At 72.7% G+C, this 15,365-nt stretch carries 14 protein-coding genes; 11 read left to right on the forward strand and 3 right to left on the reverse strand.

The genetic code is table 11. From position 1 onward, the window contains the following. The first annotated feature begins 1 nt into the window (after position 1). The 6 genes from ACVWW9_RS09785 to ACVWW9_RS09810 are packed head-to-tail and all read left to right on the forward strand — an operon-like array spanning position 2 to position 5,917. Positions 2-889: a DUF58 domain-containing protein gene (locus ACVWW9_RS09785; RefSeq protein WP_456515331.1), complete on the forward strand. Its 888-nt coding sequence runs from the start codon at positions 2-4 to the stop codon at positions 887-889. Next, positions 876-1,388 carry a hypothetical protein gene (locus ACVWW9_RS09790; RefSeq protein WP_456515332.1) on the forward strand — a complete coding sequence of 171 codons (513 nt, stop codon included), beginning with the start codon at positions 876-878 and terminating at the stop codon, positions 1,386-1,388. Before ACVWW9_RS09785 ends, ACVWW9_RS09790 begins: the two co-directional genes overlap by 14 nt. Next, a complete protein-coding gene (locus ACVWW9_RS09795) occupies positions 1,379-2,368 on the forward strand; it encodes a vWA domain-containing protein (protein WP_456515333.1) in 990 nt (329 codons plus the stop codon). Before ACVWW9_RS09790 ends, ACVWW9_RS09795 begins: the two co-directional genes overlap by 10 nt. Beyond that, a complete protein-coding gene (locus ACVWW9_RS09800) occupies positions 2,365-3,357 on the forward strand; it encodes a VWA domain-containing protein (protein ID WP_354255303.1) in 993 nt (330 codons plus the stop codon). Before ACVWW9_RS09795 ends, ACVWW9_RS09800 begins: the two co-directional genes overlap by 4 nt. Beyond that, positions 3,354-4,103, forward strand: a complete 750-nt coding sequence (locus tag ACVWW9_RS09805) for a hypothetical protein (RefSeq protein ID WP_456515334.1) — start codon at positions 3,354-3,356, stop codon at positions 4,101-4,103. Before ACVWW9_RS09800 ends, ACVWW9_RS09805 begins: the two co-directional genes overlap by 4 nt. Before the next feature lie 50 nt (positions 4,104-4,153). Continuing rightward, complete coding sequence (locus tag ACVWW9_RS09810; RefSeq protein WP_456515335.1) at positions 4,154-5,917, forward strand: proline--tRNA ligase; 1,764 nt, start codon at positions 4,154-4,156, stop codon at positions 5,915-5,917. Here ACVWW9_RS09810 and ACVWW9_RS09815 read toward each other — a convergent pair. Continuing rightward, positions 5,914-7,410 (reverse strand): alanine/glycine:cation symporter family protein, encoded by a 1,497-nt coding sequence (locus ACVWW9_RS09815; protein ID WP_456515336.1) that lies wholly within the window; start codon positions 7,408-7,410, stop codon positions 5,914-5,916. The genes ACVWW9_RS09810 and ACVWW9_RS09815 overlap by 4 nt on opposite strands. 92 nt (positions 7,411-7,502) lie before the next feature. Between ACVWW9_RS09815 and nusA the strand changes: the two genes are divergently transcribed. From nusA to rbfA, 4 genes are all read left to right on the forward strand, one after another. Beyond that, positions 7,503-8,492 (forward strand): transcription termination factor NusA, encoded by a 990-nt coding sequence (nusA, locus tag ACVWW9_RS09820; protein ID WP_354255291.1) that lies wholly within the window; start codon positions 7,503-7,505, stop codon positions 8,490-8,492. Between the two features lie 39 nt (positions 8,493-8,531). After that, positions 8,532-8,810, forward strand: a complete 279-nt coding sequence (locus tag ACVWW9_RS09825) for a YlxR family protein (protein ID WP_354255288.1) — start codon at positions 8,532-8,534, stop codon at positions 8,808-8,810. A 72-nt stretch (positions 8,811-8,882) separates the two neighbouring features. Next, positions 8,883-11,627: a translation initiation factor IF-2 gene (gene infB, locus ACVWW9_RS09830; protein ID WP_456515337.1), complete on the forward strand. Its 2,745-nt coding sequence runs from the start codon at positions 8,883-8,885 to the stop codon at positions 11,625-11,627. Between the two features lie 64 nt (positions 11,628-11,691). Continuing rightward, a complete protein-coding gene (gene rbfA / locus ACVWW9_RS09835) occupies positions 11,692-12,129 on the forward strand; it encodes a 30S ribosome-binding factor RbfA (RefSeq protein ID WP_123697488.1) in 438 nt (145 codons plus the stop codon). Between the two features lie 4 nt (positions 12,130-12,133). Here rbfA and ACVWW9_RS09840 read toward each other — a convergent pair whose 3' ends face one another. Both ACVWW9_RS09840 and ACVWW9_RS09845 read right to left on the reverse strand, forming a co-directional pair. Then, positions 12,134-13,549 carry an RNB domain-containing ribonuclease gene (locus tag ACVWW9_RS09840; RefSeq protein ID WP_456515338.1) on the reverse strand — a complete coding sequence of 472 codons (1,416 nt, stop codon included), beginning with the start codon at positions 13,547-13,549 and terminating at the stop codon, positions 12,134-12,136. 187 nt (positions 13,550-13,736) lie between these two features. Continuing rightward, positions 13,737-14,609, reverse strand: coding sequence for an A/G-specific adenine glycosylase (locus tag ACVWW9_RS09845; RefSeq protein ID WP_456515339.1), 873 nt, complete (start codon positions 14,607-14,609; stop codon positions 13,737-13,739). A gap of 40 nt (positions 14,610-14,649) precedes the next feature. Here ACVWW9_RS09845 and ACVWW9_RS09850 point away from each other — a divergent pair, with 40 nt between their 5' ends. Continuing rightward, the gene (locus ACVWW9_RS09850; protein WP_456515340.1) at positions 14,650-15,351 is read left to right on the forward strand and encodes a uridine kinase; all 702 of its coding nucleotides are present in this window, start codon (positions 14,650-14,652) and stop codon (positions 15,349-15,351) included. Positions 15,352-15,365: the final 14 nt, after the last annotated feature.

The raw sequence follows: 15,365 nt of genomic DNA on the forward strand, positions 1-15,365 counted from the left end.
CGTGGAGCGACGACTGCGCAAGGTGAAGACCACCATGTCGATCCACGCGCACCGCCGCACCCTCGAGCTGCTCGACGGCGAGTACGCGTCGATCCACCACGGCCGCAGCCACGACTTCGACGACCTGCGCGAGTACCAGCCGGGCGACGATGTCAAGGACATCGACTGGAAGGCGACCGCGCGCAGCCACGTGCCGCTCGTGAAGCGGTACATCGCGTCGCGGCAGCACACCCTGCTGCTCGTGGTCGACTCCGGCCGCAACATGGCGGCGACGGCGGAGTCGGGGGAGACGAAGCAGGAGATCGCGATCCTCGTCGCGGGCGTGCTCGGCTACCTGGCGACCCGGCACGGCGACCGCGTCGGCCTGCTCATGGGCGACGCCGACCGGCTCGAGAGCATGCAGGAGGGCGGCTCCGAGTCGCACCTCGAGCGCATGCTGCGCCGCGTCGACGAGACGATCGCGCTCGAGGGGCCGCGCTCCGACCTCGAGGGCGTGCTCGGGCAGGCCGTGCGGCGGATGCGCCGGCGCTCGATCATCGTCGTGATCGCCGACGACCTCGCCTACACGCACGACCTCGACGTGCACCTCGGCAGGCTCCACACCCGGCACGAGGTGCTGTGGGTGTCGATCGGCGACGCCGACCTCATGTCGCGCCACCGCGACCACCGCGAGCTCGTCGGCGTCGACTCCGGGCTCGGCCTGCCGCCGTTCCTGCGCCGCGACCGCGGGCTCCGCAGGGCGTTCGACGAGGCCACCGCCGAGCGGCGCCAGCGGCTCGAGGCGGGCCTGCGCACCCTCGGCATCGCCTCGGTGCGCATCGGCGACAGCGCCGGCGCGATCGGCGGGCTGTTCCGGCTGCTCGAGAGGCACCGCCGTGCGCGCCGCTGATCTGGTCCACTCCCTGGCGGCGGCGCTCGCGCAGCTGCCGGCACCCGACACGTACGGGCCGTTCGGCTACGGCCCGTGGTGGCTGCTCGGCGCGGCCGCGCTGCTGCTCGTGCTGGCCGCCTACGCCTTCGCGTGGCTCTGGACGCGCCCCCGCGGCATCCTCGAGCCGCCGCCCCCGCCGCCCGTGCCGATCGACGTGCGCAGCGTCAAGCAGAAGTACCTCGGGATGATCGAGGAGGTCGCCGAGGAGCACGAGCGCGGCGATCTCGACGCCCGCGGCCTCGCGCAGCGGCTCAGCCTCGTGCTGCGCTTCTTCGCGCACGAGTCCACCGGCGTCGTCGCCGAGGTGATGACCCTGCGCGACCTGCAGGGCGCCGACCTGCCGAGCGTGCACGGCGCGGTCGAGCAGTACTACCCGTCGTCGTTCCGGCGCGCGGCGAAGCACGACCCGGATGCGGCGATCGCCTCCGCGCGCCAGGTGGTGTCGACGTGGATGTGACGCTGCTGTGGCCGTGGGTGCTCCCGATCGCGATCGGCATCGGGCTGCTGCTCGCCGCGCTCGGGCTCTGGCTGCCGCGGCGCAAGCGCGATCGCGGCCTGCCCGTCGCCCACGTCGACCGGATGACGTCGCTCGCCGCGTTCCGCGGCGCGCTGCTGCGCTACCGGCTCTGGATCGGCGGCGCGCTCGTCGCGTCGCTCGTCGGGGTCGCGGTCGCCGGCGCGATCGGCTCGCGCCCGTCCGGCATCAGCGCGAACCAGGAGGAGGACTACAAGCGCGACATCGTGCTGTGCCTCGACGTCTCCGGGTCGATGGTCGACGTCGACGCCGAGATCCTCGGCGTCTACCAGCAGATCGCGTCCGAGCTCGACGGCGAGCGCATCGGCATGCGCATCTTCGACGCGTCGAGCGTCATGGCCTTCCCGCTCACGAGCGACTACGAGTACATCGCCGGCCAGCTCGGCCGCTACCAGCGGGCGCTGAGCGGCACGCTCGGCCCCGACGAGCAGTTCAACTACCTCGCGGGCACCGCGAGCGGCCTCGGCGCATCCCTCGTCGGCGACGGGCTCGCCTCGTGCGTGCTCGACTTCGCCGACCTCGAGGCGAGCGAGCGGCCGCGGTCGATCATCCTCGCGACCGACAACGTCGTGAACGGCCAGCAGATCTTCTCGCTGCCGCAGGCCGGCCAGCTCGCCGTCGACAACGAGGTGCGGGTGTACGCGATCAACCCGTTCGACTTCGGCGGCGACATGGCCTCGCAGGAGCTGCGCGAGGTCTCCGAGGGCACCGGCGGCGCCTACTTCGCACTCGACTTCGCCCAGACCGTGCCGCAGATCGTCGACCGCGTCAATGCGATCGAGGCCGGCTACATCGAGACCCCGCCGCAGGTGCAGATCATCGACCGGCCAGGCGCCCTGCCGCTCATCGTGCTCGTGCTCGTCGCGGGCGTCTGCCTCGCAGCCTGGAGGGTGCGCCTGTGATCACCTTCCACCCGACCCTGCCGATCGTCGTCGCCGTGCTCGGCGTCGCGATGCTCGCGCTCTGCCTCTGGCAGCTCGTCGCGGTGCGCGGCCGCCGCCTCGCGTGGCTGCGGCGCTCGCTGCTCGTGCTGCTCGCGGTCGCGATGGCCTTCCGGCCCGCCCTGCCCGGCGGCGAGGTGCCCACCGCGACCATCCAGGCTCGCGTGTTCATCATGATCGACACGTCGCAGTCGATCGCCGCCGAGGACTGGGGGAGCGACCCTCGGCTGACCGGCATGCAGGAGGACGTCGTCGAGATCGCGCGCGCCTTCGCCGGCGCCGACCTCTCGGTCATCTCCTTCGACTCGCAGGCGATCCTGCGGGTGCCGCTCACCGACGACGGCTCCGCCGTGATCGAGATGGTGCGGGCGCTGCGCCCGGAGATCGCGCAGCAGTCGCGCGGCACCTCCGTCGCCGTCGCCCACGACCTGCTCAAGACCGAGCTCGAGCGCAGCCAGGCGGCCGAGCCGGACTCGCCCGCGATCGTGTTCTACCTCGGCGACGGCGAGCACACCGCCGAGGATCAGCCGCAGTCGTTCGACGACGTCGCCGGGCTCGTCGACCGCGGGCTCGTGCTCGGCTACGGCACCGAGCAGGGCGGGCGGATGCGGGTGTCGAGCTTCGACCCCGCCGCGCAGGACCAGTACGTGCAGGACCCCGCCGGCGGCGACGCGCTCTCACGCATCGACGAGGGGCAGCTCGGCGCGATCGCCGACCAGCTCGGCATCACCTACCTGCACCGCGCGCCGGGCCTGCCCATCGCCGACGCGCTCGGCCCGATGGCGGCGGCCGACGGCGAGGCGAACCTCGACCGCACCGAGGAGGCGCGGCTCGAGATCGCCTGGGTGCTCGGCGTGCCGATCGCGCTGCTGCTCGCGTGGGAGGCGCTCAGCCTCGCCCGCTCGCTCCGCGGGACCCGCGGGATCCTCAGCAGGGAGGGGTCGCGATGACCCGCCGTCGTCGTGTGCTCACCGACGGCCAGCGCCGCACGCTGCGCTGGTGGCTCATGCTCGGGCTCATCCCCGTGGCGCTCGCGGTGCTCGTCGTCGCGACGAAGCTCATCAGCGTCAACGTGCTGTCGCAGACCGCGATCGACCGCTTCGAGGCGCGCGCCTACGCGCAGGGCGCCGAGGCGGCCCGCGGGCTCGACCTGTGGAACTGGGTCGAGCCGTGGAAGGGCCCGTTCGACCTCGGCGTGAGCCTGGCGATGGCCGGATCGCTCGAGGAGGGCCGCGCGGCGCTCGAGCGGTCGCTCGAGCTGCACGGCGAGCCCGTCACGCCGCCGCAGGTGCACGAGCACTGCATCATCGTCGCCTCGCTCGTCACCACGATCGAGAAGCAGGGCGACGTCGCGCGCGAGGCCGACGACGCGCAGACCGCGAACGGCTTCTACGGCGAGGCGCTCGCGCTCATCGACGGGGTGCCGGACGGCTGCCTCGACGAGCCGCTGCCGAACGAGGCCGACACCGCCGAGCAGCTCGAGGCCGCGACCCCGCGCATCGAGGAGAAGATCGAGGACCCGTCCGGCGACGGCGACGGCGAGGGCGAGGGCGAGGGCGACAGCGAGGGCGAGCCGCAGACGCCCGAGGAGCAGCTCGAGGAGCAGAACCAGGACGCGCAGGAGGAGCAGCAGCAGCAGGACCAGTACGACCAGGGCGAGGACGGCGGCGGCACCGGCGTCGACCGCCCCTGGTGAGCCCGCGACACCGTGAGCCCGCGACACCGGCGAGTCCCTAGACTCGCAGGGTGATCCGCCTCTCCGAGCTCTTCTTCACCACCCTCCGCGAGGACCCGGCCGAGGCCGAGGTCGCGAGCCACCGGCTGCTCCTGCGCGCGGGCTACATCCGCCGCGCCGGCGCCGGGCTCTACTCGTGGCTGCCGCTCGGCCTGCGCGTGCGCCGCAACATCGAGCGGGTCGTGCGCGAGGAGATGGAGGCCGCGGGCGCGCAGGAGGTGCTGTTCCCCGGCCTGCTGCCGCGCGAGCCCTACGAGCGCACCGGCCGCTGGACCGAGTACGGCGACGGCATCTTCCGCCTGCAGGACCGCAAGGGCGCCGACCACCTGCTCGCCCCCACGCACGAGGAGGTCTTCACGCTGCTCGTGCAGGACCTCGTCTCGAGCTACAAGGCGCTGCCGCTGACGATCTTCCAGATCCAGGACAAGTACCGCGACGAGGCGCGGCCCCGCGCGGGCCTGCTGCGGGCGCGCGAGTTCACGATGAAGGACGCCTACTCGTTCGACGTCGACGACGCCGGCCTCGACGCCTCCTACCAGCGCCAGCGCGACGCCTACGAGCGCATCTTCCAGCGCCTCGGCCTCGAGTACGTGATCGTCTCGGCCGACGCGGGTGCGATGGGCGGCTCGAAGTCCGAGGAGTTCCTGCACCCGACGCCCGTCGGCGAGGACACGATCGTGCGCTCGGCAGGCGGCTACGCCGCGAACGTCGAGGCGTTCGAGACGGTGGCGCCCGAGCCGCTCCCCATCGAGGGCCAGCCCGCGGCGGTCGTGCGCGACACCCCCGACACGCCCACGATCGACACCCTGGTCGCCGACGCGAACGCGCGCTTCCCGCGCGAGGACGGCCGTGCATGGACGGCGGCGGACACGCTGAAGAACGTCGTGCTGCGGCTCACGCACCTCGACGGCAGCCGCGAGCTCGTCGTCATCGGCCTGCCCGGCGACCGCGAGGTCGACCAGAAGCGCGTCGAGGTGGCGTTCCAGCCCGCCGACGTCACCGCGGCCGACGAGGACGACTTCACGGCCAACCCGGGCCTCGTGAAGGGCTACATCGGGCCGTGGTCGACCGCGGGCGCGGTGCTCGGCGAGGAGGCCTCGACCGGCATCCGCTACCTGCTCGACAAGCGCGTCGTCGACGGCTCGAGCTGGATCACCGGCGCGAACGAGCCGGGCAAGCACGTCTTCGGGCTCGTCGCGGGCCGCGACTTCGCGGGCGACGGATGGGTCGAGGCCGCCGACGTGCGCCCCGGCGACCCCGCGCCCGACGGCTCCGGTCCCGTCACGCTCGAGCGCGGCATGGAGGTCGGCCACGTCTTCCAGCTCGGCCGCAAGTACGCCGAGGCGCTCGGCCTCAAGGTGCTCGACCAGAACGGCAAGCTCGTCACCGTCACGATGGGCTCCTACGGCATCGGCGTCACGCGCAACCTCGCGGCGATCGTCGAGCGGTCGCACGACGAGAAGGGCATCATCTGGCCGCGCGAGATCGCGCCGTTCGACGTGCACGTCGTCGCCACCGGCAAGGACGCGCGCGCCTTCGAGGTCGCCGAGACCGTGATCGCGGGCCTCGAGGCGCGCGGGCTCGAGGTGCTCTTCGACGACCGCCCCAAGGTCTCGCCAGGCGTCAAGTTCGGCGACGCCGAGATCATCGGCGTGCCGCAGATCGTCATCGTCGGCCGCGACGCGCACGAGGGGCTCGTCGACGTCTGGGACCGGGCGACGGGGGAGCGGCAGCAGGTCGCGCTCGACGCGCTGGAGGAGGCGCTGGGGCGCTAGGCCTGGCGCCCGGCGCCGGCCTCGGGCGCCGTGCGCCCGGGAGCCGCATCGGCGATCGTCCACTGGCCGGTGACCGATTCGGCGTCCTCCCACACCTCGACACCGCGGACGTCCGGCAGCATGTCGCGCGTGAAGACGGGATCCTTGCCCGCCTTGCGCTGCTCGTCGAAGTTCCGCAGCAGCCGGAAGGCGACGCGCGAGAGCAGCGCGATGGCGACCAGGTTCACGATCGCCATGACGCCCATGAGGAGGTCCGCGGTGTTCCAGATGGTCGCGGTGGCGACGACCGATCCGCCCAGCACCGCGGCCACCGCGAGCACGCGGTAGGCGGTGAGCGCGACGCGGCTCTCCGTGATGAACTCGATGTTCGACTCGCCGTAGTAGTAGTTGCCGATGATCGACGAGAACGCGAGCAGGAAGACGATGAGCGACAGCGCGACCCCCGCCCACGCGCCGAGCTCGCCCGTCACGGCGTCGAAGGTGAGCCCGATGCCGCCTTCGGCGCCGGTGAGGTCTGGCGTGGAGACCAGGATGATGAACGCCGTGATCGAGCAGACGAGGAAGGTGTCGAAGTAGACGCCGAGCGTCTGCACGAGGCCCTGCTTCGCCGGGTGCGTGACCGCCGCGGATGCCGCGCCGTTCGGCGCCGACCCCAGGCCGGCCTCGTTCGAGAACATGCCTCGCTTGACGCCCTGCATGATGATCGTGCCGATCGCGCCGCCGGCGACCTGCTGGAAGCCGAACGCGCCGGCGTAGATCTCGCCGAGCACGCGCGGCACCTCGGTGATGTTCATGCCGACGATGATGAGCCCGAGCAGCAGGTAGAGCAGCGCCATCGCGGGGACGAGCGACTCCGTCACCTTCGCGATGCGGCGGACCCCGCCGAACACGATGAGGCCCGTCAGCACGGCGACGACGGCGCCGATCGCCCACGGGAGCCATGCAGCGTCCGACCCGATCGTGGAGGTCACCGTGGCGACGATCGTGTTCGCCTGCAGCGACGAGAACGCGAACGGGAAGCAGACGATGAGGATGACGGCGAACAGGATGCCCATCCAGCGGGCGCCGAGGCCCCGCTGCATGTAGTACGCGGGCCCGCCGCGGAAGCCGTCGGCGTCGCGGTGCTTGTACAGCTGGGCGAGCGTCGACTCGATGAACGACGAGGCGCCGCCGACGAACGCCATCGTCCACATCCAGAACACCGCACCCGGTCCGCCGATCGCGATGGCGGTCGCGACACCGGCGATGTTGCCGACGCCGACGCGGCTCGCCGCCGAGATCGTGAACGCCTGGAACGACGACACCGACTGGTTGCTGCCGTCGCGCGCCTTCGGCGTCTTGTCGGTGAGCACCCGGAACATCGACGGCAGCAGGCGCAGCTGCACGACGCCGGTCCGGATCGTGAAGTAGATGCCCAGCACGGCGAGCACGGGCAGGACCACCCACGTCCACCAGAAGTCGCCGGTCGTCAGCACGAGGTCGTCGAAGCTCATGCGGGCCAGACTAGTTCCCGGGTCGCCCCTCTGGCGCTAGACTGATCGGTCGGCATCGGATGCCGGATGGACGCGGAACAAGGAGCCCACAAGTGAAGATCGATCTGACCGTGCTGAAGACCGTCGAGCGCGAGCGGGAGATCTCCTCGGACGCCCTGATCCACATCATCGAGCAGGCGATCCTGCAGGCGCACCTCCGCTCGGGCGAGAAGCACGACGCCGCGGCGCCGCAGCCGCGCGTCGAGGTCGACCGCGCGACCGGCGAGGTGACGCTCTTCGAGCCCGAGCTCGACGAGGACGGCAACCGCATCGGCGAGTCGATCGCGACCACCGAGGACTTCAGCCGCATCGCCGCATCCGCCGCGAAGCAGGTCATCTTCCAGGCGCTGCGCGACAAGAGCGACGAGACCGTGCTGGGGGCCTACAAGGACCGCGAGGGCGACATCATCGCCGGCGTCGTCCAGCAGGGCACGAACCCGCGCATGGTCCACGTCAAGCTCGGCGACGACATGGAGGCGCTGCTGCCGCCCGAGGAGCAGGTGCCGGGCGCCGAGTACAAGCACGGTCAGCGGATGCGCGTCTACATCACGAAGGTCGAGCGCGGCCAGCGCGGCCCGCAGGTCACCGTGAGCCGCACCCACCCGTCGCTCGTGCGCCGGCTCTTCGCGCTCGAGGTGCCCGAGATCGCCTCCGGCGCCGTCGAGATCGTCGCGATCGCGCGCGAGGCCGGCCACCGCACGAAGATCGCCGTGCGCGCCACCCGCCCCGGCATCAACGCGAAGGGCGCGTGCATCGGCGAGCTCGGCGCCCGCGTGCGCGCGGTGCAGGCGGAGCTCGGCGACGAGAAGGTCGACATCGTCGACTACTCCGAGGACCTGCCCGCCTTCGTCGCGAGCGCGCTGAGCCCCGCGCGGGTGTCGGACGCGTTCATGCTCGACGAGAAGACGAAGGCGGTGCGCGCGCTCGTGCCCGACTTCCAGCTCTCGCTCGCGATCGGCCGGGAGGGCCAGAACGCCCGCCTGGCGGCGAAGCTGACCGGCGCGAAGATCGACATCCAGCCCGACTCGGTCATGGATGAGTGACACGCCCACCTGCGTCCCGGGCGTGTCTGCGCTAGACTGATGAGCATCCGTACGTGCCTCGGCTGTCGCGCGCGCACTGAACCCGCACATCTCGTGCGGATCGTGGGCGCAGGCGGAGCGGCGGTCGTCGATCCCGATCGACGGCTTCCCGGCCGAGGGGCGTGGGTGCATCCGACGCAGCAGTGCGTGGAACGCGCGGTCCGCGCGATCCCGCGAGCGCTGCGCCAGCGCCTGGACACGTCACCCATCGCACGATGGGCCCAGGACGGGCTCGACCCGAGCCCCGACCGAAGGAATGAAAAGCACATGGACAACTGATGAGCAGCTCGAAATGAGACCCGTCAGCAATTGAGTCCGCCCTGTCCTGGGCGGACCAGGACAGGAGAGAACGTGGCAAACCCACGCGTGCACGAGATCGCCGCCGAGCTCGGCGTCGAGAGCAAGGTCGCGATGGCCAAGCTCAAGGAGATGGGCGAGTTCGTCAAGGGACCCGCCTCGGCGATCGCCCCCCCGGTCGCCCGCAAGCTGAAGGCCGCCCTGGCGTCCGAGAGCGCGAGCGCACCTGCGGCCGCGGCCCCGAAGGCACCGGCCAAGGCCGCCCCGTCGGCGAAGCCGGCATCGGCCACGCCCGCAGCGGCTGCCCCCGCCGCGACCCCGAAGGCTGCGGCTCCCGCGGCCCCGCAGGCCGCACCGGCACCCGCACCCACCGCGGCGCCTGCCGCGACGCCCGCACCGAAGGCTGCGCCGGCTCCGGCCGCGCAGACCCCTGCGCCGGCATCGCCCGCACCCGCATCGCCCGCACCCGCCGCGCCCGCGCAGCAGGGTGATGGCGACAGCGGCAGCAGCATCCCCCGCCCGATGGGCCGCCCCGGCGCACCGCGTCCGGGCAACAACCCGTTCGCGTCCGCGCAGGGCATGGGCCGGCCGCGCGTCGGCAACAACCCGTTCACGAGCAAGGCGGGCCCCGGCGGGCCGCGTCCCGTGGCTCCGCGCCCCGGCGCTCCCCGCCCGGGCGCACCGCGTCCCGGCGCTCCGCGTCCCGGCGCCCCGCGCACCGGCGGTCCCGGCCGACCCGGAGCCGGCGGTCGCCCCGGCGGCGGCTTCCAGCGCCCCGGCGCCGGCGCTCCCGGTCCCGGTGCTCCGGGCCGCGGCGGTCCCGCGTTCGCGGGTCGTCCCGGTGGTGGCGGCCGCGGTCGCGGCGGCACGGCCGGCGCGTTCGGCAAGGGCGGCGCGAAGGGCAAGTCCCGCAAGTCGAAGCGCACGAAGCGGCTCGAGTTCGAGATGCGCGAGGCGCCCTCGATCGGCGGCGTCAAGGTCCGTCGCGGCGACGGCACCACGGTCATCCGCATGCGCCGCGGCGCATCGATCGCGGACTTCGCCGAGAAGATCGACGCGAGCCCCGGTGACCTCGTGACCGTGCTGTTCCACCTCGGTGAGATGGCGACGGCGACGGAGTCGCTCGACGAGGCCACCTTCGAGCTGCTCGGAGCGGAGCTCGGCTACCGCATCCAGATCGTCAGCCCCGAGGACGAGGACAAGGAGCTCCTGGAGGGCTTCGACATCGACCTCGAGCAGGAGCTCGAGGACGAGACCGACGAGGACCTCGTCTACCGCTCGCCCGTCGTCACGGTCATGGGTCACGTCGACCACGGCAAGACGCGCCTGCTCGACGCCATCCGCGACGCGAACGTCATCGACGGCGAGGCCGGCGGCATCACGCAGCACATCGGCGCCTACCAGGTCTGGAAGGAGCACGAGGGCGAGGACCGCGCGATCACCTTCATCGACACCCCGGGTCACGAGGCGTTCACCGCCATGCGTGCCCGCGGTGCGCAGGTGACCGACATCGCGATCCTGGTGGTCGCGGCGGACGACGGCATCATGCCGCAGACCATCGAGGCGCTGAACCACGCGCAGGCGGCCAACGTGCCGATCGTGGTCGCGGTCAACAAGGTCGACAAGGAGGGGGCGAACCCCGCCAAGGTGCGCCAGCAGCTCACCGAGTACGGCCTCGTCACCGAGGAGTACGGCGGCGACACGATGTTCGTCGACGTCTCCGCGCTCGCCCGCACGGGCATCGAGGAGCTCCTCGAGGCCGTGCTGCTCACCGCGGACGCAGGTCTCGACCTGCGGGCCAACCCCAACAAGGAGGCTCGCGGCGTCGCGATCGAGGCGAGGCTCGACAAGGGCCGCGGCGCCGTGGCGACCGTGCTCATCCAGTCGGGCACGCTGCGCGTCGGCGACGCGATCGTCGCGGGCACGGCCTACGGCCGCGTCCGTGCGATGGTCGACGACCGCGGCGAGCTGGTCCAGGAGGCCGGCCCGTCGATGCCCGTCCAGGTGCAGGGCCTCTCGAGCGTCCCGCGCGCCGGCGACAGCTTCATCGTCACCGAGGAGGACCGCACCGCGCGCCAGATCGCTGAGAAGCGCGAGGCCGTGGAGCGCAACGCGCAGCTGGCGAAGGCCCGCAAGCGCCTGTCGCTCGAGGACTTCAAGCTGGCGCTGGAGCAGGGCAAGGTCGAGACGCTCAACCTCATCATCAAGGGCGACGTGTCGGGTGCCGTCGAGGCGCTCGAGGAGTCGCTCATGAAGATCGAGATCGACGACACCGTCGACCTGCGGATCATCCACCGCGGCGTCGGTGGCGTCACCGAGTCGGACGTGAACCTGGCGACGGTCGACTCGGCCGTCATCATCGGCTTCAACGTGCGCCCCGACCCGAAGGCTCGAGAGCGCGCCGCCCGCGAGGGCGTCGACATCCGCTTCTACAACGTGATCTACGCGGCCATCGAGGACGTGGAGAACTCGCTGAAGGGCATGCTCAAGCCGGAGTTCGAGGAGAAGCAGTCGGGCGTGGCGGAGATCCGCGAGGTGTTCCGCTCGTCCAAGTTCGGCAACATCGCCGGCTGCATCGTGCGCTCGGGGACGATCACCCGCAACGCCAAGGCTCGCGTCATCCGCGACGGCGTCGTGCTGGCCGATGGCCTCGCCATCGAGTCGCTGCGCCGCTTCAAGGACGACGTCACCGAGGTCCGCACGGACTTCGAGTGCGGCATCGGCCTCGGCAAGTTCAACGATCTGCAGATCGGCGACGAGATCGAGACCACCGAGATGGTGGAGAAGCCGCGCGTCTGACGCGCAATCGGGTGTGGGGCGACTGCGGTCGCCCCACACCTGTCTCTAGGACCGGAGGAACCACATGGCAGAGAACCCCAGGGCGAGGAAGATCGCCGACCGCATCCACGAGATCACCGTGCGCGCGCTCGAGCACGAGGTGCGCGACCCGCGGCTCGGCTTCGTGACGATCACGGCGGTGCGGATGACGGGCGACCTCCAGCACGCCTCGATCTTCTACACGGTCTACGGCACCGATGAGGAGCGCGAGGAGACCGCGAGGGCGCTCACGAGCGCGAAGGGCGTCGTGCGCCGCGAGATCGGCAAGGGCCTGACGCTGCGGCTGACGCCGTCGATCGAGTTCTTCCTCGACGCGCTGCCCGAGAACGCCGCGTCGATCGAGCACCTGCTCGACGAGGCGCGCGTGCGCGACCGCGCCGCGCAGGAGGCGGCCGCCGCCGCGCAGTACGCCGGCGACGCCGACCCCTACAAGAAGCCGCGCGAGATCGACGACGAGGACTGACGGCTCAGCGGACCTCGGCGAAGCGCAGCAGCCGCTCGGCGAGGTCCGCGTCCGTCAGCCGCACGCGGATGCGCGTGCCCGGCTCGGCGTCCGTGTCGCACGCCGCCTCGGTCGGCGGGTCGAGCAGCTGGATCGTCGACCCGTCCTTCCGGGAGTCCACGACGACCGCGTCGAACGCGTCGCCGATGCGCGACCGCAGCACCGCGATCTCCACGACGTCGATCGACTCCCGCTCGAGCCTCGATGCCGTCTGTGCCGACGCCTGCATGATGCCGGGCAGCCCCTCGAGCCCCTCGCCGGCCCACGCGGGGATCTCGCGGTCGTTCGCGATCGACTCGCAGTGGGCGAGCGCGTAGCGGTCGACGAGCCGCCGCAGCGGCGCGGTCACGTGCGCGTACGGCGCACCGATGGCCGCCTGCTCGAGCCCCGACGCCTCGGACGCGTCGTCCAGCACGGTGTACGCGGCGCCGCGGAAGAGCCGCCGCGCCGCCTGCAGGATCGCGAGCGTCGTCGGCTGCGAGCGGTCGAGGCGCCGCAGGAACGCGCCGTAGTGCTCGCCGTCGGCCCACTCCTCGCCGATCGCGCGCACCTCCGTGCGGAAGCGCTCGACGTCGGCGGCCGGCGGCGTCGGCATCGTGCGGAGGATGCCGCGCTTCGCGCGCAGCTGCAGGTTCGCGGCCTCCATGCCGGTCATGAGCGACAGCTGCGCGTTCCAGCGCTCGACCGGCAGCAGCTCGCGCCGCTCGATGCGGTACCCGTCGCCCTCGCGCACGACCTGCTCCTCTGGCATGTCGAGGCTCGCGCCGCCTCGCTCGGCCTCGAGCGCGATCCGCAGCTCGCCGACCTCCCGCAGCAGCCCCAGCATGGCGTCGCCGGCGTCGATGCGCTGCTGCGCCTCGGCGTAGGTCAGCTGCTCGCGGGAGCGCACCCGCGCGCGCTCGAGCCTGGTCGCGACCACGTCGCCGCGCGCATCCAGCCGCATGGTCCAGACGTAGGCGCCCCGCACCTGGCCGGCGAGGAGGCTCGCGACGCCCTCGCTCACGACCGGCGGGTGCAGCGGCACCCGGCCGTCCGGCGCGTACATCGTCTGGCCCCGGCGGCGCGCCTCGACGTCGATGGCGCCGCCCGGCGCCACGAACGCGGGCACGTCGGCGATCGCGTAGCGCACGACGACGCCGTCGCCGTCGCGCTCGAGGTGGAGCGCCTGGTCGAGGTCGGTCGAGCCCTCGGGGTCGATCGTGACGAACGCGACGCCCGTCTGGTCGGCCTCCGGCAGCGGCGGGTCCGCGGCGAGCGCTGCCGCCTCTGCCTCGGCCTCGGGCGGGAACTCGGCGGTCAGGCCCAGCTCCGCGCGGATCGCGGCGAGGGCGGCGGCGAGCTCGTCGCTCGCCTCGGTCAGACGCGCATGTCGTGCCGGCATGCGCACAACCTAGTGGGGCAGTCTGACGGCCCGCCCCGCCCCGCCCCGCCCCGCTCTCGCACAACGCAAGCCCGCAGGCGACATCGGGCGGCGGATCCGGCAAGGTGCGGATGCTGCCGCCGGTCGTCGTGCGGGGGCTTGCGTTGTGCGCAGGCGGGCCTGGCACCGCGGGTGGGAGGAGGTTCCCTCAGTCCGGGAGGCGGGCCGTCCCGTCAGCGCGCACGACGAGGCCGTCGGCGGCGAGCGACGCGAGCGCGCGATCGAGCTGCGCGGCATCGGGCCAGAGGGGCGCCAGCTCGGCTTCCGCGAGGGGCACGTCGACCGCGCGCAGGGCGCGCAGCACCGTGCCGCGCGCCTGCCGGTCGCTGCCCGCGAAGGTGCCCTGCCGCGGCGCGCGCCTGCCCTCGTACGCCGGGTAGCCGGCCGCGCGCCACGCGCACGCGTCGGCGATCGGGCACGCGTCGCACCTCGGGGCGCGCGCCGTGCAGACGAGCGCGCCGAGCTCCATGAGCGCGATGGAGGTGACGGATGCGTCGGCGGGGGAGTCCGGCAGCAGCGCCTCGACGTCGGCGAGGTCGCGCCTCGCGGCGGGGCCGGCCTCGCCCTGCCCGTGCACGGCGCGGGCGATCACGCGGCGCACGTTCGTGTCGACGACCGGGTGGCGGTCGCCGAAGTGGAAGACGGCGACCGCGCGCGCGGTGTAGTCGCCGATGCCGGGGAGCGCGAGCAGCGCGGCCACGTCGCGCGGCACGTCGCCGCCGTGCCGCTCGACGATCGCTCGCGCAGCGTCCTGCAGCCGCAGCGCCCGACGCGGGTACCCGAGCGTGCCCCATTGCCGCAGCACCTCGTGGGTGGGTGCGTCGGCGAGGTCGGCAGGCGTCGGCCAGCGCTCGAGCCAGCGGTCGATCTCGACGGCCACGCGCGACACCTGGGTCTGCTGCAGCATGATCTCGCTCACGAGCGTGCCCCACGCGTCGAAGTCGGGACGGCGCCACGGCAGGTCGCGCGCGTTGTCGCGGTACCAGCCCGCGAGCGCGGCGACGGAGGCGATCCCGAGCATCCCGCCAGGGTAGACGAGCGCGACCGCCTAGGCTGACGGCATGGTCGACTCCGCCCTCCTGATGAAGGCAGCGTCCTGGACGCCCGAGCAGAAGGCGCTCTACACGAGCCTCGCCGAGCTGCTCGTGCGCCGCAATCCGCGTGGCCGTCGGCTCGTCGCGATCGAGGGCCGCGACGGCGTCGGCAAGACGCGGTTCGCGGATGCCCTGCAGGTCGCGCTCGCGCGCGCCGGCGTCGAGGCGTTCCGCGCGAGCGCCGACGACTTCCACCGGTCGCAGGCGTTCCGCTACCGGCAGGGCCGCGACTCGCCGAAGGGCTACTACGAGGACGCCTTCGACGTCGAGCTGCTCGACCGCGTGCTGCTGCACCCGTTCCGCATGGGCGGCTCGACCGGCTTCATGACGCGCGCGTTCGACCTGCACGCCGACCGCTCGGTCGAGATGGAGTGGCAGACCGCGGGCCCGGACGCGGTGCTCATCGTCGACGGCGTGTTCCTGCAGCGCCCGGCGCTCGCCGGCAAGTGGCACGCGGTGCTCTACCTCGAGGCCGACGACCGCGTGCGCGGCGAGCGGATGCGCGCCCGTGACGGCGCGCACCCCGACGTGCAGCACGAGTCCCACCGGCGCTACCGCGAGGCGCACGACCACTACGAGCGCACCGTCCGCCCGCGCCAGAAGGCGCTCGTGATCGTCGACAACAGCGACTGGCGGTCTCCCCAGCAGGTCTTCGCCGACACCTGCTGACCCCTGCTGGTCGA

The organism is Agrococcus sp. UYP33 (genome assembly GCF_054060915.1).